Raw genomic sequence first — 20,418 nt, forward strand, 5'->3', positions numbered from 1 at the left:
GCGGAGGATACGAGATTCGAACTTGTTTATCGCCTCAGGTCAGGGCGTCGTCACCCCCGCTGACCAGGGGTTCCGGCGGGGATGGCGGGGGCTGACGGGGGTGTGGCGGGGGTGGATTCCCCTACCGTTCCCCTAAAGTCGATCTTGCTCATCGCAGCCTCCACCGCCGCCACCACACCCTCGTCGACCTCCGGCAGGAGATGACCGTACCGCTGATCGGTGAACCCCACGTCCTTGTGCCCGAGCCGCCGGCTGATCGCCGACAACGGCACGTTGGCCGCGATCAGCCAGGCGACGTGCGTGTGCCTCAGGTCGTGCAGCCGCAGCCCCGACAGTCCGGCGGCCTCCCGTGCCAACCACCAGATCTCGTAGAACTCCTTGCGCCGGATCAGGCCGCCCTGCGGGCCGACGAACACGCGGTCGTCCGGCTTCTTGCCGTCGACCAGGGGGCGCAGCACCTCGGCGATGTCCTTCTGGAACGACACGTGGCGCTTACCGCGCTTCGTCTTCGGCGTCTGGTCGACCGGCCGGCCGCCAACCTCGACCGTCTGCAGCCGGACGTGCAGCCGGTTGCGCACCAGGTCGATGTCCCGCTTCCGTAGCCCCATCGCCTCGGACCAACGCAGGCCGGTCGCCAGGAACACCAGGATCAGGGGGCGCCAGTGCTCCGGCACCACCTCGATAAGCCCGTCGGCTTCCTCCGGCGTCAGGAACAGCATCTCGTCCCGGTCGTCGTCCTCCTCCGGCAGCAGCGTGTGCTCGCACGGGTTGTGGCGGATGTACTTGTGCGTGATCGCGGCGCCGAGGATGACGTACAGCTGACCGTGGGCGTTCCGCACCGTCTTGTTCGCCAGCGGCCGCGGCTTGCGGACCTTGGTCCGCCCGTCGAGTAGGTCGTTCGTCCACCGCTGAACGATGAGTGGCTGATCGGCCAGCTCGCCGAGGCGGTGGTGGCCGAGCATCGACACGATGTACCGGTTGATGACGCCCTCGATGGTGCCCTGGCTGGTGGCCTTGAGCGCGCGCTTGTAGGCCGGCCACCAGGTGGCTATCCACTCGGCGAGGGTCAGTTCGCCGCCGCGCGGCACCAAGGCGTCGCCGCGTAGTGCGTCGGCCTTCATGATCGTCATGGCGTTTTGGGCGGCGCTCTTCGTCTCGTACCCGCTGGCAAGGGTGATCTTCTCGCCAGCGAGCAGCTCGCGGATTCGATAGGTACGGCCGTTCTTCTCGATCCACATGGATGTCCCCTGGGCATGGGTGGGTGAGCCGCGGCCGAGCCGACGGCGAGGTGGGTGGAGAGTTGGGGAGTTACGCGCTGCGGCGCGCCTGCTCGATGCGGTAGGTCAGCTCCCGCATCCGGCGCTGCTTATCGCGCTCGCGCTGCTCCACGATCAGCCGCTCATCGGCGGCACGCATCTCCTCCAACTGCTGGAGGATCTCCGCCTTGATCTCGTCGTCCAGGTCCGACTCCAGGACCTGCCGCTGCTCCTCGTCGATCTCTTCCTCGGTCGGCTGATATGGCATCTGCTGGAGCGCGTAGAAACCGACGCGGATCAGCAGCTCCATCAGGTCGAGTTCGTATGCCTCGGCGACGGCGCGGACGCTGGCCTCCTTGACGTCGACGTCCTTGCGCAGCCAGGTGTCGACGGTGCGCACGCTTACGCCGACCTTGGTCGCGAACCGTGTCTTAGAGCCGTGGCTCTTCCCGTGGGCCCGGGTTTCCTCGGCGAGGAGCTCGCGGATTACCTCCGCCCAAGCCTGCCGGTCGACCTCGCCCGTTGCCACGACGTGATCGTAACGGGAACGCGTTTCCTTGCGTAGCTGCCAGCCGCGCTGCACGGTGCGCGGTTCAAGCAGATCGATCTTGCCTGCTAGTCGGCGTCTCTGCGCCCGTGCGGCCTGCCGCGACGTCAGTCCTCGTTGCCCCATGTAGGACACGGTAACCGGAAACGCGTTACCGGATCAGTCGTCCGAACGGGTGAGTTGTCGGCAACGTGGTTCCGGAGTAACGTCCCTCAACGTGAAAGCGGAAACACGTTTACGGAATCACTTGGCGATACCGGAAACGCGTCACCATTGCTACGTCAAGCCGGTGCCCTTCCGGCTCGCACTGCTCACCCTGGTGGGCCGGGACAAGGGCCCAGCAGCCGGTCGGCTGCTGGGCATGGAGGGCAAGACGATCGACCGGGCGCTCGACGGGGGAGTGGTCAGCGAGGCCCTGATGGCGAACGCCCTGGCCGCGTTCGACCTGAACGCGGAAAAGCTCGCCAGGGTCGGCCTCGCGGTGTCCTTCGACCAGTTCTTCAGGTGGGCTGCGCCGGAGGACACCGAGGTCGCGGCATGAGTAGCCACGACCTGGAGGTGTTCACCTTCGCCGAGCTCGCCGCGCTGTGGAAAACCGGTGAGGACTGGCTCCGCAAAGGCGTCTCCGCCCGGATTTTCCCGCACCACCGCATCGCCAACGAGATCCGCTTCACCCACGAAGACGCTGCCGAGATCCTGGCCAGCCGCGCGGTGAAGCCAGCACATGTCCCCACCCCCGACGAGGTCGCCGCGAAGCGAGCCGAAGTCGGCCAACCCAGAGGAGCCGCAGCATGACCGGACCTGACACCGGCGGACCCCCGTCCGGACCCGGGATCACCCTCAACCTGCCCATCCGCGGCGAGCACCTGGCCGAGCGCACCCGCCGGGAGGCGGCGGCCTGGAGCGCCGGTGCCGAGGGCACCTCGGCGTCGCCGCTGTCGCGCGAGCAGCGCGAGGACCGGTACCGCACCCAGACCGGCTCGCGCCGGACTGCCCGCCAGCGTCGCCGCATCGAGCACAAGGCCCGCCGCGCGCTGGCCTCGGCGGCGCGCTGATCGCGACCGCAAGAGGAAGGGGTCACGGCCGCTCTGACCTGGCCGTGACCCCGCATCCCACCCGTACCCGGTGAAAGGACGAGGAGATGACGACCAAACTACAGCTCCCGACGGAGCCGATGCACGTCGGACCGCCGAGCGTGCCGCCCACCACCGACACGCAGGTCGGGCTGGCCGACGAGTCCCGCACGTGGTGGTTCACGTTCCGGCCGGACTGCGACCTGGCAAGCCGGTACGTGGCCGTCTACGGCGAGCACGACCCGACGCGCCTGTTCGTGGAGTACCACTTCAGGGATCTGATCGCCGGGCAGTTCGCCTCCGCCGAGGAGGCCGGCGTGCAGCGGCTCGGTCTGGTTCGGCTGCGCCGGGACGAGTGGCCGGCCGCCGGCGGCTGCCCGCTGCACGTCGAGCCGCAGCCCGACGACTGCGCGGCGTGCCGCGAGGCGGCTCCCGCTGCGGTGGTCGACGCGGCGGCCCCCTACGCGCTGACTCCGCTCGGCGTGCGGGCCCTGGAGTCCGTGCCGGCCGAGGTTCCGCAGGAGCACCGCCACGTCGCCGGTTCGGGTGGTGCGCCCGGCGAGTGCAGCGCGGTGTGCGCGTGCGGCGTGACGTTCGACGGGTTCGACACGATCGCCGAGGCCGTCGCGATGCTCGACGGTCACATCGCCGACCCGGACGGCACCGCCATCGAGGAGCGCGGGATCCCCGCCGAGCAACTGCGGCAGGGCATGTTCGTGGCCACGGGTGACACGGAGTTCCCCGGGTGGGAGGTGCGGCACGTCGAGCCGTCCGACGACGGCGGCAAGACGTTCGTGGGCGTCCTGTTCGCGGGCCCCCTCTACCGGGAGTACGACGTCGGCGAGCTGATCGAGCTCGTCGACAAGGACGTGGTCGACGAGGCCGCCGCCCGCGCCCGGGCCCGCGCGCACCGCGCCCAGCAGATCGACGCCCTGCGCCAGCTGGCCGACCTGGCCGAGCAGGACGAGCACTTCCCGCTGCCCCGCTACGTCCTCCACGTCTCCGGCGGCGTCGACTCCCCGGAGGCCGTCCGCCGCTTCGCCGCCGCCACCGACACCACCGTCACCGAGGACGGCTACGGGACCCGGGCGGTGTGGCGCTACGGCGGCACCGAGCACACCCCGGCGGTGGAGGTGGAGGTCTCCGCCCCCCACCCGCGCCCCGGGCCGGCGGTGGGCCGCCAGTCCGTCACCCCGGCCGCGGCCGGCGCCGACGCTGGCCCGGACGGTGCGCGGTGACCGCCCCCGTCCTGCGTGCGGTCCGGCCGCCGTCGCTGTCGATGCTGTCCGTCGTCCGGGACCGGCTCGCCGGCACCGGCTGGCAGCACCGCCGCGACCCGCTGCACGGGCGTGAGGAGTGGATGGAGCCGTCCCTGCCCGCCAGCCAGCGCGAGCCGCGCAGCATCCGCGTCGACGAGCTGTTCCGGGGCGCCAGCGGCTGGGTGGTGGAGGGCTGCAACGGCCACGAGCACGTGATGATCCGCTGCGTCCCGGACACCGACCCGCAGATCGTGCTGGTCACCCTCGACCTGTGGCGGGTGCTGCCCAACCCGGCCACCACGGCGCGGCCGCCGGAGGCGGTGGGTGCTCGTGCGTGACCTCGACGCGCAGGACGTGATCACCCTGCTGCTCGCCGCGGTGGTGCTCGCTCTCGCCGTCACCGTGTGGTGGCTGACCCGTCTGCCGGCGCCGCCGGCGGACGGGCCGGCCGCCGGCGACGGTGAGATCACCCAGGAGCTGCCGGTCATGGACGAGGTGTGGCAGGCGTTCCACGCCACCGCCCCGCGCCGGCGGCGGTGGCCAAGCCTCGACCGGAGGCGCCGGTGACCGCCACCCTCGCCGCCGTGCTGCTCGCCGCCATCTGCGCCGTGCTGCTCGCCTGGATCGTGCTGCTGCTGCGCACCGACCGGCACGACCACGTGGTGCGGGTGGTCGCGGTGGTCCACCGGCCCGCCCCGCCCGCGACGCCGGCGGGCACGGGCCGGCCGCTGGTGAACCCGCGCTTCGCCGCGCACATCGCCGCCCGGTCGGCCGAGTTCGCCGCAGCGACCCGGGCTGGCCGCCACGTGGTGGCCGTCGCCGTCGACGCCGGACGCGGCTCCACCGCCGCAGCGGCTGGCCGGGATCTGCCATGACCACCGACAACCCGACCGAGGTGCTGTGTCTGGACTGCAAGACCCCGGTCAAGACGGCCGTGTCGCGGGCCCGTCGTATCGGCGAGGGCTGCTGGCGCAAGCGCCGCGCGGCGGCCCGCGCCCAACGGGCCCTGGTCGCCCTGCCCGGGCTCGGCCCCCGGGCGGCCGCCCAGACGGGACCCGGCCTCCTCGACGACGTCGACGCGGCCGAGGACCTGAGCGAGGACGGCCCCCGATGACCGCCCGTACGCCCGGCCGGCGCATCTGCCCCCGCTGGGACCCGGACCCCGACATCGGCCCCGACCACCGCGGCCGCGCCACCTGCCGCACCTGCCTGCGCGTCGGCGAGCCCGGCGACGCCAACCACACCCCGCCGCCCGCGCCGACGAGCCGCATCTCACCGGCCGTCGCTGCGGCGGCCCGGGCCCGTGACGCCGCGATCCTCGGCGAACACGACGACGGAGAGGAGTAGCCCGTGCCCCGTCCCGCCCCGCGACGGCGCCGCCCGTGGGAGGCCGACCTGGCCGCCCGCGAGCCTCGCACCTCGACCGAGGCCGCCGCCCGCGCCCGCCGCGGCCGCGCCCTCGTCGACGCGGCCCTCGCCGGCGAGGCCCCGCCCGCACCGGCCGAGCACACGCAGCCGTCCCGACCGGCCGGCTACGAATACGTGTCCTGCGTCGGCTGCTACCGGCCCGTGTACGGCCTGCCCGGCTCCCGCTGCCCCGCTTGCACACCCGCCCTCAGAGGCACCCCCGAGGTGCCGGCAACGTGAGCGTGCGTGGTATCGGCATCCGCAGCGCCGGCCCGGACTTCCTCGATCCGGACATCGAGGCGGCGTGCGCGGACGCCGACCCGGAAGTGTTCTTCCCCGAGGGCAGCAGTCACGAGCTCGCGGCCGCCTTGGCCGAGGATCGCTACTGCCGCCCTTGTCCGTACTACCGGCGGTGCCGGCAATGGGCCCTGGCCCAGACCGAGGACCTGTACGGCATCTGGGCCGGCACCACCAAGGAACAGCGCCGGCACCTGCGCCGCACCCGGCCGCGCGCACTGGTGACGCCATGACCGCCGTGGCGTCCCGGCTCTGGATCGTCGCCGGCGCCGTGCTGGGCCGGCCCGTGCCGGTCGACGGGCCGTACCCGCACCTGTGCGGCGTCACATACACCGAGACCCGCTCCCGCAAGCCGTACCGCTACCAGCGCCGCGACTGTGCCGCCTGCGCCATGAGCCGCGCGGGCGGGCCGGGGTGAGCGGCCGTGGACGCGCCCACGAGCGGGACCGCGCGCTTGACCCGCGAGCAGCTGCTCGCCGAGCTGCTGCTGGAGCGGTACGGCGCGCCGCCGCTGCCACCGCCCGCGCCACCGCACCCGGTGGAGAAGGCCCTCGCCGACCGGGCCGTGCCACTGACCCGCTCGACGGTCCGCCGCCAGCACCTGGTGGTGCTCGACGGCGGCCAGAGCACCACGGCGGCCTGACCGACCTCGACCGTCCGCACGTACGAACAGGAGAGACACCCGACATGAGAATCGCCCTGGACGTCGACCAGGTGGCCCTGCTCGCCGCCGTCGACGACGGCCGCGTCCACATGGACCCCCGCTTCACGAGGCCGGACTTCGAGCGGGAACCGGGGGATCGGCCGGTGCCGCAGTACCGCCGCGCTACGCAGCGGCTGCGGCCGCTGAAGCGAGCCGACCTGGTGGAACTCGACGACGGCGAGCCGAGGCAGTACGGCGTGCGCCCCTACCGGCTCACCGCGCTCGGCCGGAAGGTCCTCGCCGAGGCCCGCGCCCAGGCCGAGGCCGCCGCTGTCGACGACCCGGCCGCCGCGGCGCCCGTCTCGGCGCCGCCCCCGCCGGCGTAGCGGCCGACTCTGCCGCCCCAGCCCTTCGCTCAACGCCTCGCGCGGCCACCACGAACGGTGGCCGCGCTTCGCCGTACCGGGAGAACCATAGATGTTGATCACTAGTGTGGGGCGGTAGGGCGTGCCGTACTGGTTGGAGTCCGACACGTTCGCGGTGGACCCGGTGTGGGAGGTCATGGCGGGCGGGTCCGCGGACCTGGTCGACCAGCTCCAGGCGGCGTACTGCCGGCTGAAGAGCACCTCGGCGCAAGTGATGTCGGACGGCTACCTGACCGAGCGGATGGCGTTGCAGCAGTGCCGCAACCGGCCCAAGCTGCTGGCGATCCTGGCCACCAGCGTGCTGGAACTGCCGCCGCTGCTGCACCGCCAGGGCGACGAGTGCGACTGCCTCGGCGAGCACTGGATCCCCGGCTACACCTACCGGATCCACGGCTTCTCCAAGCGCAACCCGAGCCGGCGGGAGTACAACCGCAACCGGGCGCAGAAGGCCGACCTACGCGACGCCCGACTCAAGGCCCTGGTCTACACCCGCGACGGCGGCTGCTGCCGCTACTGCGGCTCCGGGCCGCTGTCGCCGAAGTCTGGCCGGGCCAAGGACCCGCGCAAGCGGATCCACTACGACCACGTCGACCCCGACCAGCCGGCCGGCCCGGACGCCGCGAACTTCGTCCTGTCCTGCAAGCGGTGCAACGAACACAAGGGTCACCGCCTGCCCCACGAAGCCGACATGACGCTGCTGCCCGTGCCCACCCCGGAGCAAGCCGCGCGGCTACGCGCCCGCGATCAGGTGCTGCGCGACCTGCCTGCCGATCACGCACCGATCACCGACGAATCGGCGCCGAAACACGATCACGATCAAAAACCGGCCACCGAACGGACCGATGACCGAATCACCGATCCACAACGCGATCAGAACGACGAATCAACGCCACCAGTGCACCCAACACCAGCACTGATCACCCCCAACCCGATGACCAATCAACGGCCGGAAGGGTCCGGGCTGGGTCGGGGCGGGGCACCCGAGCCGACAGCACCCCCACCCACCTCGCCACCAGCCCCCCGCACCCCCTGGTCGAACCAACCAGCCCGCAGCCCAGAGCACCCCGACATCTACCACCGGCGCTCCCGACCAGCCCCACCTGAACCTGACTACGTCTGGCCCCCAGGAGCCGTGCCCGCTCAGCCACGCCCCGACCCGCACCCCGATGCCCGCACCACCGAACACGAGGACCACCATGGCTGACCCCACGCAGGCCCACGACAAGCCCAGTCCCAGCAAGGTCACCATCTCCAGCCCGGGCATCTCCGTGGCCGTCGAGTCTCACGCTCCGCTCGACGTCGTGGCGGCCAAGGCGCAAGAGCTGCACCGGGAGGCGGGCGAGCGGTCCGGCTCGCTGCCGTCCGGCTTCGGCGGGGCGGTGTGACCGTGGGAGAGCTCGCATCTGGAGTGGCCGAGGTGCACGCGGCCGTCGAGCGGCTACGCGAGTCGTGGGCGTGGCTGGCGCTGCTCGTGGTCCCCGGTCCGGAGCGGCGGCCCGGCCGGGCCGTCGACGAGCAACAGGCCGAGATCCTGGAGGCCCGTGGCCGCAGCGACCGCGCGTACCGAAGCTGGAACCTGGCCCGCGGCATGACCGCCCTTGCGCCGTCGGCCGCCGCCGCCCGCCTCGACGTCGTCGACGCCCAGGCCGTCGTGCACCGCACGATCGCCGGCCTGGCGCACCGGGTAGCCGCCTACCAGGGCAGCTCCTACGTCGGCCGTCGCGCCACCGTCACCGAAGCCGTCGTCGACGTCCTGGACTGGCTCACCGTCGGAGGGCCCGGCCGGCCATGGGTGGCCACGGCCGCCGGCGAGGTGTGGCGCGCCGGCGTCGTCGACGAGCTGCACGAGCGCCGCGACGCCCACCTGCTCGCCCACATCCACCGCGTCCTCACCACCGCCGGCGACACCGCCCGCGCCGCCGCCGGCGTGGTCGCCGAGGCGGTGCAGCCCCTCGCCCACCGCTGCCCGGCGTGCCGGCACCGATCCCTGCAGCTGCATCACGAGGGCCGCGACAAGAGCCGGTGGACGGTCCGCTGCGTGCGCCGGTCCTGCCTCTGCGTAGGCGCCGGGTGCGGGTGCCTGCGCCATGACCGCCGCCAGGGCCTGGCGCACGTGTGGACGCGTTCCGAGCTCGACGGCCCGCACGGGCTGGCCACCGCCGTGGCGATCGCGCAGCGGCTCACCGAGCAGGGCACACCGCGGCCTCGCGTGGGCGCCACGGCTGCCGGGCACGGCGGCTGGCCGGATCGGCGGCGGGCATGAGGGGCGTGGTGGTGGTCGACGGCGTCCAGTGGTGGACGACCGCCTACGCCGTGGCGCAGCTGCGCGTGGACCGGAAGCTGATCAACCAGTGGGTGCTGCGGTCGCGCCGCGCCGGCCATGTCGCCGGCGCGGCTCCCGAGGACTGCCCGCGCTGCCAGTCGCACCCGGACGGGTTCCCTCACGTCGACCCGCCCGTGCGACGGGCAGGCGTGTACGGATACGTCGGCGAGCAGCTGCTCAACGCCGAGGCCAAGACGTCGGAGGGGATACGAGGCGGGGTGACCCGAACAGGTGTTTGACAAGATCAGCGGTGGCATATCACCATGTGTGCAGCGCCTGGAGTCTGCCCATGGCGCGGCCGACCGCCCCACCATCGCGCGGGGCGTACGTGTAGGTGGCTGATAGTTCATGGTGGCCCGGTCAGCGGGGCGCAAGGGCAGACGGCACCGGGCGGCCAAGCAGGCCCTGCACAACGCGAGCACCAGGTGCTGGCTGTGCGGTCACGACGGCGCGTACGAGCTGGACCACGACCCGCCGCGCAGCCTGCTGCTGGCGCTGGGCCTGGACCCCGACGACCGCCGCTACCACAAGCCCGCGCACGGCACGTCGTGCCCGTGCCCGACGTGTGGACAGCGGTGCAACCAGATCAAGGGCGACCGGGTGAACGGGCGGCCGCGGATGACCCGCGAGTGGTGACCACGAGGCCCCCCGGGGGGTGAAGTCCGTGGCGACGGCGCCCGGGAGACCCCAGGAGTGCCAGCCCCCTTTTTCTCTCCCCGAAGGGGCGTGACCTGCGGAAATGGTCAAGGTGACGCAAGATCGGACGCCCGTGATCGGGTCCGCGATCAACGCGGTGATACGCGATCGGATCCGGGATCTGCGCGAGCGCGCCGGCCTCGGCCGCGACGAACTCGCCGAGCGGGCCCGGGAGTACGGCGCGCCGGAGTCGATGACCGCCAACGTGGTCGGCTTCCTCGAGCGCGGCCGCCGCGGCCTGACGCTCGAAGAGCTGCTCGCGCTCGCCGGCGCGCTCGAGGTAACTCCGCTGGAGCTGCTCGGCGACCAGGCGGCGGTGCTGATCGGCGAGGGCCAGGTGGAAGCGCCGGTGTGCCCGAGCTGCGGCGGCGAGGCCGGCCAACTGGAGGCCACCGTCCGCGGCGACGTCGGCAAGCTCGGCGAGCTGGGGCCGCTGGAGGAGACCCTGACGAAGACGGCGATCCGGCTGGCCGCCGAGATCGACGGACTGCACGGCGAGGGGGTCAAGGAGCTGCCGCGGCTGACGCGGGAGCTGCGCTCGGCGGTGGAGCAGATCCTGGCCGGGCGGCGCACCGTTCCGGATCCGGATGACGAGGACGACCTTGACGATCTCGGCTCCCCCGATTGACCAGGAGTACGCCGACCGGGTCCGGGAGGTCTACGGGCTGACCTGCCTGCCCCGGTGGGGCACCCGCCGCAACTTCGACCGGCCCACCCTCGGCGGGAAGGCGGCGAAGTGCGCCAAGGCGCTCGGCACGCCGTACATGCCCTGGCAGCGGTACACCGCGGACATCGGGCTGGAGATCGACCTCGACACCGGGCTGCTGGCGTACCGCGGCGTGGACCTGACGGTGCCCCGGCAGTCGGGCAAGACCACCACCGTGCTGTCCATCGGCGTGCACCGCGGCAACGCCTGGCCGCGTCAGCGGATCCTCTACGGCGCCCAGACCGGCACCGCCGCCCGCGAGAAGTGGGAAGACGAGCACCTGCCGATCCTGGAGTCGGCCAAGGCCTTCGCCGGCAAGTACCGCGTCCGCAAAGCCAACGGCCGCGAGGCGATCCTGTGGACCAAGACCCGGTCGATCCACACCCTGACCACGAACAAGGAGCAGTCCGGCCACGGCAAGGTCCTCGACCTGGCCCTGCTCGACGAATACTTCGCGCAGGTTGACTACCGCCTCGACCAGGCCACCGGCCCGGCGATGATCACCCGCCTCAACGCCCAAAAGTGGAGACTCAGCACCGCCGGCACCAGCAAGTCCGTGCCATTCAACGCGATGCGCGCCCGGGGTCGCGCCGCTGTCGAGCAGGGCCGGCAGAGCAAGATCGCGTTCTTCGACTGGTGCGCGCTACCGGGCATGGACCGCACCGACCCGGCCGTGTGGCGTACCTGCATGCCGGCGCTGTGCCCGGCACCCGTGCGCGGCGTCTGCCGCTGCTCGACCGAGTGGCGGCACACGATCACCGAGGACGCGGTGTTCGCCGAGCTGGAGGCGATGGCCGCCGACCTGGCCGAGTTCGACCGCGCATACCTGAACATCGCCCGCGAGGACGGCGAGGTCGACCGCGACCCGAACGTGCCCACCCCGGAGGAGTGGGAGCTGCTCGGCGACAAGGAGAGGGTGGGCGGCGACGTCGTCGCGATCGCGATCGACATCACCCCGAAGCGCGACCACGCCGTGATCGTCGCCGCCGGCTTCGACCCGTACGGCCTGCCCCGGATCGCGGTGCTCGACTACGGCGAGGGCACCGGCTGGCTGCGGGACCGGATCGTCGAGCTACACGAGAAGCTGCGGCCGGTCGCCTGGGTCCTCGATGAGAAGTCACCGGCGGCCACGCTGGTCCTGCCGATGGACCGCGCGGGCATCCCGCGGATGAAGGAGCGCAAGGAGGACTGGCAGCGGGGCCACCTGTGGATCCCCACAGTCCCCCAGTACGGAGCCGCGTGCGGCGACTTCACCGACATCGTCCGGCAGGGCCAGCTCGTGCACCTCGACCAGGCGGAGCTCACGGTCGCGATCGACGGCGCGGCGAGCCGGCCGCTCGGCGACGGCCTGTGGGCGTGGGCCCGCAAGATCGCCTCGGCGGACATCTCCCCGCTGGTTGCCGCATCCCTGGCCCTCGCCGCGCTGCTGCGCTTCCAGGACCTGGCCACGCCGGCGCAGGTGGCCGTGGCGGCCGCGCCCAGCACCCCGCCGCCGGACGGCGACGTCTACCGCCCCACGGGGCGACTGTCGATCTGAGGAGGCTCGATGCGTATCACGGTGAGCATCCCGAGCGTGCAGGCCCCGATGCTGGTGTCCAACCTGCTCGGCGTGGCCGGGCTGCTCGGCCTGGTCGTTGCCGTCGGCGCGCTGGCCGGCGACTGGTGGTGGTCGGTGCTGCTCGGCTCGGTGATCGCGGTCGTGCTGGCGTGGGTGGCCCACACCCACGCGCAGGCGTCGACCCGGCCCGCCGAGGCCGGCGCGGCGTCGACCCGTGAGGTTGGGTCGGCGTGAAGTCGTGGATCTTTCCCGCCCTAGGTAGCGGGCGGGTGGTGGAGGCGACCCCGCAGCAGGTGATCGCGACCGGCGCGGCCGGCGCCGCGTACAGCGGTGACGGCGTCGACGGCGAGCGCGGGTGGCGGCGGGCCGGCACCGGCGGGCACCGGGAGGTGCCGTGGTGGACCCTGGAGAAGGCCCGGACCTACTCGGTGGCCGCGTACCGGGTCAACCCGATGGCCCGGGCCATCGTGGACACGTACACCTCGTTCTGCGTCGGCGACTCCGGCGTGTCTTACCAGGCGACCAACCCGCAGGTCGCCGCGATCGTCGACGAGTTCTGGAGCGACCCCCGGGTGCAGCTGGGCGCACTGCAGGAGCGGCTGCTGCGCGACCACATGCTGATGGGCGAGACCGCGCTGCAGCTGCTCGTCGGCGAGCTGTCCGGCGTCACCCGGATCTGCCCAACGCCGATCAGCCAGATCACCGACGTGCGCCTCGCCGGCGGGAACCCGCTGTGGCCGGCCGAGCTGGTGTTCGGCGACAGCGGCACGGGCGGACTGGCGCTGTCGGTGGCCGCCGTTAACGACCTGACCGGCCTGCGCGAGGGCAAGGTCATGTGGTGGCGGTCCTGGATGGCGCTGATCGATGACCTGCGCGGCGAGCCGTTCCTCGCGCCGATCCTGGACCACCTGGACTCCTACGACCAGGTGATCTCCAACCTGATCGACCGCACCGCGCTGGCCCGCTACCTGGTGTGGGACGTGACCGTGGAGGGCGACCAGAACGCCGTCAACGAGTTCGTGGCCGCCCGGGGCGGGATGCACACCCCGCCGTCCGGGGCGGTGGAGGTCCACAACGACAAGGTCAAGTGGGAGCCCAAGACCGCGGAGACCCGCGCGGAGGAGGACTCGATCGCCGGGAAGAACGTGCTGACCCTGATCGCCGGCGGCGCGGGGCTGGCTAAGACGTGGCTGGCCGAGCCCGACGGCGCGAACCGGGCCACGTCGCTGACGATGGCCGAGCCGGTGCGCCGGCGGGTCGGCGGCGTGCAGAAGCTGTGGCTGGGCTACCAGACCGAGCTGCTGCGTTACGTCGTCGACCAGGCGGTGCGGGCCCGGCGGCTGCCGCAGCTGGTGACCGCGCAGGACCCGCGCACCGGCCGGCAGTGGCAGATCCCGGCCGCGCAGACCGTCACCGTCACCGGCCCATCGATCAGCGCCTCCGACGCCGAGTTCACCGCCAAGATCCTGCTCAACCTGAGCACGGGCCTGGAGAAGATGGTCAAGGCCGGGGCGCTCTCCCCAGAGGCGGCGCGCATCGCCGCCCGCAAGGCGTGGGAGGACTACATGGGCGTGCCGTACACGGCGGACCTGGACTCCCCGGACGCCAACCCGGACGACGTCGCCCAGGCCGTCGACGACGCCCAGCGGGAGCAGCGCGACGCCGCCGGCGGGAAGGGCTTTGACCCGCACCAGCCGCGCGACAAGCACGGCCGGTGGAGTCACACCCCCGGCGGGGATCCCGGCGGGCCCGATCCGCCGACGCTGCCGCGCCGCCGCGACCGGCCCGGCACTGGCGATGCCTTCAAGCCTCGACCGCCCGCCCGGCACCTGCTGCGTACCGGCGCGTCCGGTGACCGCAACCGGCTGACCCGGGAGTGGGCGTCGGTGCTCGACGGCACCTACGCCGGCCTGACCGTCCGCACCAACAGCGCCGACCCGGAGAACTTCGACGGCCTGACGCTGGTGATGGCCAACGCCGACATCCTCGACGACAACGGCAACCAGGTCGGACAGCTGCTACGGGCCATCGTCGACGGCGAGGACGGCCCGTACGCCGTGCACGGCTACCTCAAGCTGGACAAGGACGTGCAGGGCGGCGGTTTCGCCCGCGCCCTGAACGCCCACCTGGAGCGCTGGTACCGGCAGGCCGGAGTAACCCACATCGAGCTGAAGGCGAACATCGACGTGGGCGGGTACGCGTGGGCGAAGGCGGGTTACGACTTCAAGAGCCAGACTGACGCGACCCGGATCATCGGCCGGCTGGAGGACTTCGTCGGCCGGGCCGAGCGGGGCCTGCTGAACGTCCCCGCCGACCGCGTCGACGAGCAGATCGCGGCCGCCGACGAGCTGCTGGAGCGGGCACGCAGCAGCACGTTCGGGACGGCCGACTACCCCAGCGCGTACGAGATCGCGATGCTGGGGTGGTGGCCCGGCGCTGGCCGCGACGACATGTGGATCGGCAAGGCTACGCTGTTGGGATCCGCATGGAACGGGGTGAAGCCGCTGTGACCGCCATGGATCCCGAACGCCGCCGCCGTCTGGTCGCCCTCGGCGACCTGCACCGCGAATGGGCCGACCGGCACGAGAAGTCCACGCCGTTCGACCCGGACAACCGGCCGCAGGACAGCGACTACAACCAGCACCACGTCGACGTCGACGCCGACGCCGCGGCGACCGAGGAGTTCGTCCGCCGCGCCGATCGGATCATGGGCGTCGACAGGTAGCCCCACCCGCCCTCTCTTTTCACCGAACGCCTCCCGGCACCGCCGGGGGGCGTTCGTGCGTCCTGGCCCGAACAGGGCCCGTCACCCACCTCACCCGTTGCGGAGGAGCCATGTCCCTGTCTCGTGAGCAGGCCGCCCAGGCGCTGGGCATGAAGGTCCGCGAGATCCTCGCCGTCGACCGCGTCGACGGCAGGTACGCCGTCACCACCCACGACGGTCAGCGCACGCTCGTCGACGACCGCGGGCGGCTCGTCGACGACCGCGCCGACGCCCCGGCCCCGCCGACCCCGCCGGCCACGCCCGCCGGACCGGGCACGCCGGCGGAGCAGACCAGCCGCCCGGGTCCGGACGGCGACCAGGTCCCCGACGGCAGCCTCGACGTCGTGCTCCAGTGGGTCGGCGGCGACCCGCAGCGCGCCCAGGCCGCCCTGGACGCCGAGAACGACCGGGAGAAGCCGCGCAGCACGCTGGTCGAGGCGCTGGAGCGCCTGACCAAGGCATGACCGACGTCGACGACGCGGCGCCGGCCGGCCCGGACGGGGCACCGCCGGACGAGCCGGCCCGCGTCCGGGAGGTCAGCCAGGCCGAGCCGCAGCCACCGCCGCGGCGGGTTACCGAGGCGACCACGACCGTGTCGGTCGGGTCCTGCATGGTCTGCCTCGACCTGCCCGACGACGTCGCCGAGCAGCTCGCCGTGCCCGGCGGCCTGCCGGCCGGCGAGCTGCACGTCACCCTGGTCTATCTCGGCAAGGAGCTGACCGACGCCCAGCGCGCCCAGGTCGCCGACATCACCGCGGCGGTGGCGGCCGCGCACCCGCCGCTGGCCGGCCAGCTCGGCGGCCTCGGCCAGTTCCCACCCGGTGACGACGGCGTGCCTGTGTGGGCGCCGGTGGACGTGCCCGGCCTGGCCGAGCTGCGTCAGGACCTGGTGCAGCAGCTGGCCGCCGCAGGCCTGCCCGTCGCCGGCGAGCGCGGCTACACGCCGCACCTGACCCTGACCTACCTCACCGGGCCCGACGAGCCGACCCCGGACCCGGTGCCGCCCACCTCGGTCCGGTTCGACGCCGTCACGTGGACCCACGGGCCGGTCTGGACGGCGGTGCCGCTCGCTGGCGCGGCGGCGAACTTGAGGACGGAGACAGCAGTGAGCGAGAGCACCCACCCGGACCGGGTGCCCGGCCGGGTGGTCGAGGCCAAGGGCACCGACGCAGCCGGCGGCCGCATCTTCCGCGTCCGCATCATCGCCGCCGGCGAAAGCAAGAACCGGCGCCGGTACCCGCAGCCGATCCTGGCGGCCGCAGCGCCGCTGTACGAGGGCGCGCAGGCCTACGACCACCACCGCACCGAGGACGAGCTGCGCACGTCGACGATCGCCGGCCTGGTCGGTTCGTACCGCAACGTGGCGGCCGAGGCGGACGGCCTCTACGCCGACCTGCACCTGCTGCCCAGCGCCACGCACGCCGCCGAGGCCCTGGACGCCGCTCTGGCGTCCCAGGAGGCCGGCCTGCGGCCCCTGGTCGGCATCAGCCACGACGTGCTGGCCACGTGGAAGCCGATCACCGAGGGCGGCCAGCGGGTGGAGGAGGCCACAGCGATCGTGCGGGTGCTCTCCGCCGACCTGGTCGCCGATCCCGCCGCTGGCGGCATGGCGACCCGCATGGTCGCCGGCGGCACCACCGACATCACCGACCGGGCGGGCACGGAGCCCTCCGGACACACCACGAAGGAGGAGACCGTGACCGCACCACTGAGCACGGACGCCGTGCTCGCCGCGCTCAAGGACGCCAGCCCGGAGCAGCTCGCTGCCGCCGGCCTGGCCCGGGCCGGCACCAACGGCGGCGACCAGGCCGCCACTACGGCGACCAGCGGCGCAGCCGGCACTGCGGACGCCGGCGCGACCGCTGCCCAGGCCACCACGGCGGGCGCCACGGAAAGCGTGCAGCGGGCGGTGGAGGCCGGCCAGTCGAAGACATCGTTCCTCGGCCAGCTGATGATCCGCCACAAGGTCGAGGCCGCTGGCCTGCCGATCGCGGTGGTCGAGTCGGTCACCGCCGCGCTGCCCGACCAGATCACCGAAAGCGTCGTCGACGCGCAGGTGGCTTCGATCAAGGCGGGCCTGGCCGTCGTCGAGCGCGCTGGCCTGGTCGGCGCGGCCACCGTCGGCCCGGTGCAGGTGACCAAGGAATCCCAGGAGAAGAAGGCGGCCGCGCTGGACGCGTTCTTCGACGGCGACTACTCCAAGGGGTACCGCAGCTTCAAGGAGGCGTACCTCGACGTCACCGGCTACCGGCCGCAGGCCTGGGGCGAGGACATCAACCGCAAGATCCTCCGCGAGTGCTTCGGCGCCGGATTCGACAGCGCGGTGCGCGGCAGCGAGTCGATGACGTCGACGAGCTGGGCGCAGGCGCTGGGCGACTCGATCACCCGCCGCATGATCAAGCTGTACTCGCAGCCGTCGCTGCAGAGCTGGCGCAAGGTCGTGTCGGACGTGGTGCCGGTCAGCGACTTCCGCGAGCAGAAGCGCACCCGCATCGGCGGGTACGGCACCCTGCCGGTGGTGCCCGAGGGCGCCCCCTACCAGCCGCTGCCCTCGCCCGGGGACGAAGAGGCGGTCTACCGGGTGATCAAGCGGGGTGGCACCGACGACCTGACGATCGAGATGATCGCCAACGACGACATCGGCGCCATCCGCAACATCCCCCGGCTGCTGGGCCTGGCCGCCGCCATCACCCTGTACCGGTTCGTCTGGGACACGCTGATCACCAACGTGGTCTGCACCTACGACAGCACCGCGCTGTTCCACGCCAGCCACGCCAACACCGACAACCCGGCGGTGCTCAACAGCACCGGCCTGGGCGTGGGCCGGCGGAAGATGCGCAAGCAGGCCGCCTATGGCGACACCAACAACATCCTGTCCCTGACGCCCAAGCTGATCGTGGTGCCGGCCGAACTGGAGGAGGTCGCCTTCCAGCTCACCACCAGCGCGGTCGCGGTCACCGGCACGTCCGACGCCACGGTGCCGAACCTGCACCGGGGGATGGACTTCGAGGTCCTGGACTACTGGACCGACACCAACGACTGGTTCCTCGCGGCGGACCCGAACATGTGCCCGCTGCTGGAGGTCGGCTTCTACCAGGGTCGCCAGGAGCCGGAGCTGTTCACGCAGGCCGACGCGAATACCGGGTCGATGTTCAACGCGGACAAGTACACGTACAAGATCCGCCACGTCTACAGCGGCACCCCGCTGGACCACCGCGGCTTCTACCGCGGCGCCAACGCCTGACCCGCCGCGCCGGGGCCCCGACCACCGGGCTCCGGCGCGGTCTCACCCCTGGCCACCTTCCACGCCGAGCCCGAGGAGCGCACGACCATGACCGTCAAGTTCGACGAGCTGCGCGGTGACATCACCTACGGCGTCACCGTTCCGCCGACCGCCGCCGGCACCGCGGTGGAGGTACCGATCATCCGGCTGCCGTTCGCCGCCCTGATCACCGAGATCCTGTGGATCCCCAGCGCGGCGATGGCCGCCAACGCCTCCAACTACGCGACCCTGACCGTCCGCAACCGGCAGGCCGGCGCCGGCAACATCGCGATCGCCTCGCGGGCGTACAACGCGGGCAACGGCATGGCCAACGTCCCGGAGGTACTGGCGCAAGCGGGCTCGAACGAGACCCTGATGCCGGCCGCGGGAGACGTGCTGACCGCCCACTTCACGCACACCGGCACCGGCCTGGCCGTCCCGGCCGGCCTGGTGCAGATCAAGCTGCGGATCCGATGATGGTCGGCGCGACGCCGGTGGCGCTGACCGGGGCAGGGCAGGTCATCGCCGCCGGCCCCGCCGTCTACCGCGGGTACAGCATCAGCGCCACCGCCGCGGCGACGGTGCGGATCTGGGACCACGACTCCGCCGCGTCGGGCACCCTGCTGGACACCGTCGCCGTGCCAGCTGGCGCGTCGGTCAGCGCCTGGTACGGCGACGGCGGGCTGCGGGCCGCCCGCGGCGTGTACGTCGAGGTCGTCTCCGGCACGGTCGAGGGATCGGTCCGGATCGGCTGATGGGCACGCTGACCCGGGTCGCCCGCACCGCCGCGGCGACCCTGACGCACATCTTCGAGGGCGTCGGCGAGGACGCGGTCGACGCCGGCGAGGTGACGGTGACCGCCACCGGACCGGACGGCCTGGTCGCGTTCACCGGCGCCGCGACCCGCGACCCGGACTCCGGCGCGTACACCTACCCGATGCCGGCGCAGGCCTCGCTGACCCTGCTCGACGTCGCCTGGTCCGGCACGGTTAGCGGCGCCGTCGTCGTCGAGCGCGACCAGGTCGAGATCGTCGGGGGGTTCCTGTTCAGCCTGCGGCAGGGCCGCGCCTCGGACCCGTCGCTGCGGGACACCACGAAGTACCCGACCGCCGACCTGGCACGGGCCCGCACCGAGGTCGAGCAGGAATGCGAGTGGATCTGCGACCAGGCGTGGGTGCCCCGGTACCGGCGCGTGGTCCTCGACGGCAGCGGCAGCACCGACCTGATCCTGCCCACCGGCGGCGACGAGTGGCGCGGCGGCGTGCTCATGCGGGGCGTGCGCAGCATCCGCGCGGCGTCGATCGCGCCCCGCTACGGGCAGCCGGCCGTGCCGCTGACCGGCGAGCAGCTGGCCGCCCTGGCGATGCGGCCGGGCGGGACGCTGCGGCGCACCGACGGGACGGCGTGGACCGCCGGCGACGGCAACGTGGTCGTCGAGTATGAGTACGGTGCCGACGCCGCCCCGGCCGACCTGGTACGCGCCGCGCTCACCCGCTTCCGGGACCGGCTGAACTTCGACAAGCGGCAGGTCCCCGACCGCGCGGTCAGCTTCACGATCCAGGACATGGGCACCTACCGCCTGTCCCTGCCCGACAAGTACCAGACCGGCATCCCTGAGGTCGACGCCGCGTACGCCCGGTACTCCCGCCGGGTGTCCGACAGCGGGTCCGGCGGCGGGCCCGCGCCGGCGAGCCGGACGCTGGACTTCGACCCGCAGTGGCACTCGCTGTATCACGGCGGCCGCCGGTGAGGACCGAGGCGCTGCTGTGCAAGCGGGCCCTGTTCCACCGCCTGGCCACCCAGACCGAGCCGGGTCTGCCGCTGGCCGGGCTGCAGGTGGCCTACGCCTGGCCCGCCCGCACCGCCGAGCGGGAGTGCCTCTACGGGGGCGGCGTGCGCTGGACGCGCGCCTCGGCCGGCCACGACGGCCGCGGCGAACTCTGGCTGGAGACCGCCACCATCGGCCTCTACATCCGGGTGAGCCGTCCCGGCGCCGACGTCGCCGACACCGACGCCCGGTGCCTGGAGATCGGGGAGGTCGTCGAGACGCTGCTGGCTGATCAGCCGGAGCTGGCCGGCGGCTACACGTACCTGCAGATGTCCGGCGGCACCGCGGACTACGCCGCCGACGACGACGCCGTGACCAGCATCGTGGCCTACCAGGCCACCTGCCAGTACTACCTCGACTGATCCAAGGAGGAT

Annotated in this window: 32 protein-coding genes; 30 read left to right on the top strand and 2 right to left on the bottom strand. The window is 72.7% G+C overall.

The features are described from left to right. Positions 1–50: 50 nt before the first annotated feature. Both ACGF7U_RS31240 and ACGF7U_RS31245 read right to left on the bottom strand, forming a co-directional pair. Positions 51–1,238: a tyrosine-type recombinase/integrase gene (locus ACGF7U_RS31240; RefSeq protein ID WP_393112876.1), complete on the bottom strand. Its 1,188-nt coding sequence runs from the start codon at positions 1,236–1,238 to the stop codon at positions 51–53. Positions 1,239–1,308: 70 nt separating this feature from the next. Then, the gene (locus tag ACGF7U_RS31245; RefSeq protein WP_393112878.1) at positions 1,309–1,785 is read right to left on the bottom strand and encodes a hypothetical protein; all 477 of its coding nucleotides are present in this window, start codon (positions 1,783–1,785) and stop codon (positions 1,309–1,311) included. A 307-nt stretch (positions 1,786–2,092) separates the two neighbouring features. Here ACGF7U_RS31245 and ACGF7U_RS31250 point away from each other — a divergent pair, with 307 nt between their 5' ends. From ACGF7U_RS31250 to ACGF7U_RS31395, 30 genes are all read left to right on the top strand, one after another. After that, complete coding sequence (locus tag ACGF7U_RS31250) at positions 2,093–2,344, top strand: hypothetical protein (protein WP_393112880.1); 252 nt, start codon at positions 2,093–2,095, stop codon at positions 2,342–2,344. After that, entirely contained in the window at positions 2,341–2,598 is a 258-nt protein-coding gene (locus tag ACGF7U_RS31255) for a hypothetical protein (protein WP_393112882.1), read from the top strand. Before ACGF7U_RS31250 ends, ACGF7U_RS31255 begins: the two co-directional genes overlap by 4 nt. Beyond that, positions 2,595–2,858 (top strand): hypothetical protein, encoded by a 264-nt coding sequence (locus ACGF7U_RS31260; RefSeq protein ID WP_393112884.1) that lies wholly within the window; start codon positions 2,595–2,597, stop codon positions 2,856–2,858. The genes ACGF7U_RS31255 and ACGF7U_RS31260 overlap by 4 nt, the downstream gene beginning before the upstream one ends. A gap of 86 nt (positions 2,859–2,944) precedes the next feature. Continuing rightward, on the top strand, positions 2,945–4,114 hold the full coding sequence (locus ACGF7U_RS31265) for a hypothetical protein (RefSeq protein ID WP_393112886.1): 1,170 nt from the start codon (positions 2,945–2,947) through the stop codon (positions 4,112–4,114). Then, positions 4,111–4,473 carry a hypothetical protein gene (locus ACGF7U_RS31270; protein WP_393112888.1) on the top strand — a complete coding sequence of 121 codons (363 nt, stop codon included), beginning with the start codon at positions 4,111–4,113 and terminating at the stop codon, positions 4,471–4,473. The genes ACGF7U_RS31265 and ACGF7U_RS31270 overlap by 4 nt, the downstream gene beginning before the upstream one ends. Further along, positions 4,460–4,702, top strand: a complete 243-nt coding sequence (locus ACGF7U_RS31275; protein WP_393112890.1) for a hypothetical protein — start codon at positions 4,460–4,462, stop codon at positions 4,700–4,702. The genes ACGF7U_RS31270 and ACGF7U_RS31275 overlap by 14 nt, the downstream gene beginning before the upstream one ends. Further along, the gene (locus ACGF7U_RS31280) at positions 4,699–5,010 is read left to right on the top strand and encodes a hypothetical protein (RefSeq protein ID WP_393112892.1); all 312 of its coding nucleotides are present in this window, start codon (positions 4,699–4,701) and stop codon (positions 5,008–5,010) included. The genes ACGF7U_RS31275 and ACGF7U_RS31280 overlap by 4 nt, the downstream gene beginning before the upstream one ends. After that, complete coding sequence (locus tag ACGF7U_RS31285; protein WP_393112894.1) at positions 5,007–5,249, top strand: hypothetical protein; 243 nt, start codon at positions 5,007–5,009, stop codon at positions 5,247–5,249. Before ACGF7U_RS31280 ends, ACGF7U_RS31285 begins: the two co-directional genes overlap by 4 nt. After that, complete coding sequence (locus ACGF7U_RS31290) at positions 5,246–5,482, top strand: hypothetical protein (RefSeq protein ID WP_393112896.1); 237 nt, start codon at positions 5,246–5,248, stop codon at positions 5,480–5,482. The genes ACGF7U_RS31285 and ACGF7U_RS31290 overlap by 4 nt, the downstream gene beginning before the upstream one ends. A 3-nt stretch (positions 5,483–5,485) precedes the next feature. Continuing rightward, positions 5,486–5,782 (top strand): hypothetical protein, encoded by a 297-nt coding sequence (locus ACGF7U_RS31295; RefSeq protein ID WP_393112898.1) that lies wholly within the window; start codon positions 5,486–5,488, stop codon positions 5,780–5,782. Further along, a complete protein-coding gene (locus ACGF7U_RS31300) occupies positions 5,779–6,072 on the top strand; it encodes a WhiB family transcriptional regulator (protein ID WP_393112900.1) in 294 nt (97 codons plus the stop codon). Before ACGF7U_RS31295 ends, ACGF7U_RS31300 begins: the two co-directional genes overlap by 4 nt. Further along, on the top strand, positions 6,069–6,257 hold the full coding sequence (locus ACGF7U_RS31305) for a hypothetical protein (RefSeq protein WP_393112902.1): 189 nt from the start codon (positions 6,069–6,071) through the stop codon (positions 6,255–6,257). The genes ACGF7U_RS31300 and ACGF7U_RS31305 overlap by 4 nt, the downstream gene beginning before the upstream one ends. Positions 6,258–6,293: 36 nt before the next feature. Then, positions 6,294–6,482 (top strand): hypothetical protein, encoded by a 189-nt coding sequence (locus ACGF7U_RS31310; protein ID WP_393112904.1) that lies wholly within the window; start codon positions 6,294–6,296, stop codon positions 6,480–6,482. A 44-nt stretch (positions 6,483–6,526) separates the two neighbouring features. Further along, positions 6,527–6,868, top strand: coding sequence for a hypothetical protein (locus tag ACGF7U_RS31315; protein ID WP_393112906.1), 342 nt, complete (start codon positions 6,527–6,529; stop codon positions 6,866–6,868). Between the two features lie 121 nt (positions 6,869–6,989). Beyond that, positions 6,990–8,111: a hypothetical protein gene (locus ACGF7U_RS31320; protein ID WP_393112908.1), complete on the top strand. Its 1,122-nt coding sequence runs from the start codon at positions 6,990–6,992 to the stop codon at positions 8,109–8,111. Further along, positions 8,104–8,292, top strand: coding sequence for a hypothetical protein (locus ACGF7U_RS31325; RefSeq protein ID WP_393112910.1), 189 nt, complete (start codon positions 8,104–8,106; stop codon positions 8,290–8,292). The genes ACGF7U_RS31320 and ACGF7U_RS31325 overlap by 8 nt, the downstream gene beginning before the upstream one ends. A gap of 2 nt (positions 8,293–8,294) precedes the next feature. Further along, positions 8,295–9,170 (top strand): hypothetical protein, encoded by an 876-nt coding sequence (locus ACGF7U_RS31330; RefSeq protein WP_393112912.1) that lies wholly within the window; start codon positions 8,295–8,297, stop codon positions 9,168–9,170. Further along, a complete protein-coding gene (locus ACGF7U_RS31335; RefSeq protein ID WP_393112914.1) occupies positions 9,167–9,469 on the top strand; it encodes a hypothetical protein in 303 nt (100 codons plus the stop codon). Before ACGF7U_RS31330 ends, ACGF7U_RS31335 begins: the two co-directional genes overlap by 4 nt. Positions 9,470–9,578: 109 nt before the next feature. After that, on the top strand, positions 9,579–9,866 hold the full coding sequence (locus ACGF7U_RS31340; RefSeq protein WP_393112916.1) for a hypothetical protein: 288 nt from the start codon (positions 9,579–9,581) through the stop codon (positions 9,864–9,866). Between the two features lie 133 nt (positions 9,867–9,999). Further along, entirely contained in the window at positions 10,000–10,554 is a 555-nt protein-coding gene (locus tag ACGF7U_RS31345; protein WP_393112918.1) for a helix-turn-helix domain-containing protein, read from the top strand. After that, on the top strand, positions 10,514–12,169 hold the full coding sequence (locus ACGF7U_RS31350) for a hypothetical protein (RefSeq protein ID WP_393112920.1): 1,656 nt from the start codon (positions 10,514–10,516) through the stop codon (positions 12,167–12,169). Before ACGF7U_RS31345 ends, ACGF7U_RS31350 begins: the two co-directional genes overlap by 41 nt. A gap of 9 nt (positions 12,170–12,178) precedes the next feature. Next, entirely contained in the window at positions 12,179–12,424 is a 246-nt protein-coding gene (locus ACGF7U_RS31355) for a hypothetical protein (RefSeq protein ID WP_393112922.1), read from the top strand. After that, on the top strand, positions 12,421–14,700 hold the full coding sequence (locus ACGF7U_RS31360) for a hypothetical protein (protein ID WP_393112924.1): 2,280 nt from the start codon (positions 12,421–12,423) through the stop codon (positions 14,698–14,700). Before ACGF7U_RS31355 ends, ACGF7U_RS31360 begins: the two co-directional genes overlap by 4 nt. Further along, positions 14,697–14,915 (top strand): hypothetical protein, encoded by a 219-nt coding sequence (locus ACGF7U_RS31365; RefSeq protein ID WP_393112926.1) that lies wholly within the window; start codon positions 14,697–14,699, stop codon positions 14,913–14,915. The genes ACGF7U_RS31360 and ACGF7U_RS31365 overlap by 4 nt, the downstream gene beginning before the upstream one ends. Before the next feature lie 110 nt (positions 14,916–15,025). After that, positions 15,026–15,418, top strand: a complete 393-nt coding sequence (locus tag ACGF7U_RS31370) for a hypothetical protein (protein ID WP_393112928.1) — start codon at positions 15,026–15,028, stop codon at positions 15,416–15,418. Next, positions 15,415–18,198: a 2'-5' RNA ligase family protein gene (locus tag ACGF7U_RS31375; protein ID WP_393112930.1), complete on the top strand. Its 2,784-nt coding sequence runs from the start codon at positions 15,415–15,417 to the stop codon at positions 18,196–18,198. Before ACGF7U_RS31370 ends, ACGF7U_RS31375 begins: the two co-directional genes overlap by 4 nt. An 87-nt stretch (positions 18,199–18,285) precedes the next feature. Beyond that, positions 18,286–18,693, top strand: a complete 408-nt coding sequence (locus tag ACGF7U_RS31380; RefSeq protein ID WP_393112932.1) for a hypothetical protein — start codon at positions 18,286–18,288, stop codon at positions 18,691–18,693. Then, the gene (locus tag ACGF7U_RS31385; RefSeq protein ID WP_393112934.1) at positions 18,693–18,971 is read left to right on the top strand and encodes a hypothetical protein; all 279 of its coding nucleotides are present in this window, start codon (positions 18,693–18,695) and stop codon (positions 18,969–18,971) included. Before ACGF7U_RS31380 ends, ACGF7U_RS31385 begins: the two co-directional genes overlap by 1 nt. Next, on the top strand, positions 18,971–19,966 hold the full coding sequence (locus ACGF7U_RS31390) for a hypothetical protein (protein ID WP_393112936.1): 996 nt from the start codon (positions 18,971–18,973) through the stop codon (positions 19,964–19,966). The genes ACGF7U_RS31385 and ACGF7U_RS31390 overlap by 1 nt, the downstream gene beginning before the upstream one ends. Next, positions 19,963–20,406 (top strand): hypothetical protein, encoded by a 444-nt coding sequence (locus tag ACGF7U_RS31395; protein ID WP_393112938.1) that lies wholly within the window; start codon positions 19,963–19,965, stop codon positions 20,404–20,406. The genes ACGF7U_RS31390 and ACGF7U_RS31395 overlap by 4 nt, the downstream gene beginning before the upstream one ends. Positions 20,407–20,418: the final 12 nt, after the last annotated feature.

The organism is Micromonospora sp. NPDC047670 (assembly GCF_043204915.1).
Classification (GTDB): Bacteria; Actinomycetota; Actinomycetes; order Mycobacteriales; family Micromonosporaceae; genus Micromonospora.

Excerpts from the sequence above, each read along its gene's own strand:
- ACGF7U_RS31240 (WP_393112876.1), bottom strand. The coding sequence starts at position 1,238 with ATGTGGATCGAGAAGAACGGCCGTACCTATCGAATCCGCGAGCTGCTC.
- ACGF7U_RS31255 (WP_393112882.1), top strand. The coding sequence starts at position 2,341 with ATGAGTAGCCACGACCTGGAGGTGTTCACCTTCGCCGAGCTCGCCGCG.
- ACGF7U_RS31260 (WP_393112884.1), top strand. The coding sequence starts at position 2,595 with ATGACCGGACCTGACACCGGCGGACCCCCGTCCGGACCCGGGATCACC.
- ACGF7U_RS31265 (WP_393112886.1), top strand. The coding sequence starts at position 2,945 with ATGACGACCAAACTACAGCTCCCGACGGAGCCGATGCACGTCGGACCG.
- ACGF7U_RS31285 (WP_393112894.1), top strand. The coding sequence starts at position 5,007 with ATGACCACCGACAACCCGACCGAGGTGCTGTGTCTGGACTGCAAGACC.
- ACGF7U_RS31290 (WP_393112896.1), top strand. The coding sequence starts at position 5,246 with ATGACCGCCCGTACGCCCGGCCGGCGCATCTGCCCCCGCTGGGACCCG.
- ACGF7U_RS31305 (WP_393112902.1), top strand. The coding sequence starts at position 6,069 with ATGACCGCCGTGGCGTCCCGGCTCTGGATCGTCGCCGGCGCCGTGCTG.
- ACGF7U_RS31315 (WP_393112906.1), top strand. The coding sequence starts at position 6,527 with ATGAGAATCGCCCTGGACGTCGACCAGGTGGCCCTGCTCGCCGCCGTC.
- ACGF7U_RS31325 (WP_393112910.1), top strand. The coding sequence starts at position 8,104 with ATGGCTGACCCCACGCAGGCCCACGACAAGCCCAGTCCCAGCAAGGTC.
- ACGF7U_RS31335 (WP_393112914.1), top strand. The coding sequence starts at position 9,167 with ATGAGGGGCGTGGTGGTGGTCGACGGCGTCCAGTGGTGGACGACCGCC.
- ACGF7U_RS31340 (WP_393112916.1), top strand. The coding sequence starts at position 9,579 with ATGGTGGCCCGGTCAGCGGGGCGCAAGGGCAGACGGCACCGGGCGGCC.
- ACGF7U_RS31350 (WP_393112920.1), top strand. The coding sequence starts at position 10,514 with ATGACGAGGACGACCTTGACGATCTCGGCTCCCCCGATTGACCAGGAG.
- ACGF7U_RS31355 (WP_393112922.1), top strand. The coding sequence starts at position 12,179 with ATGCGTATCACGGTGAGCATCCCGAGCGTGCAGGCCCCGATGCTGGTG.
- ACGF7U_RS31370 (WP_393112928.1), top strand. The coding sequence starts at position 15,026 with ATGTCCCTGTCTCGTGAGCAGGCCGCCCAGGCGCTGGGCATGAAGGTC.
- ACGF7U_RS31375 (WP_393112930.1), top strand. The coding sequence starts at position 15,415 with ATGACCGACGTCGACGACGCGGCGCCGGCCGGCCCGGACGGGGCACCG.
- ACGF7U_RS31380 (WP_393112932.1), top strand. The coding sequence starts at position 18,286 with ATGACCGTCAAGTTCGACGAGCTGCGCGGTGACATCACCTACGGCGTC.
- ACGF7U_RS31385 (WP_393112934.1), top strand. The coding sequence starts at position 18,693 with ATGGTCGGCGCGACGCCGGTGGCGCTGACCGGGGCAGGGCAGGTCATC.
- ACGF7U_RS31390 (WP_393112936.1), top strand. The coding sequence starts at position 18,971 with ATGGGCACGCTGACCCGGGTCGCCCGCACCGCCGCGGCGACCCTGACG.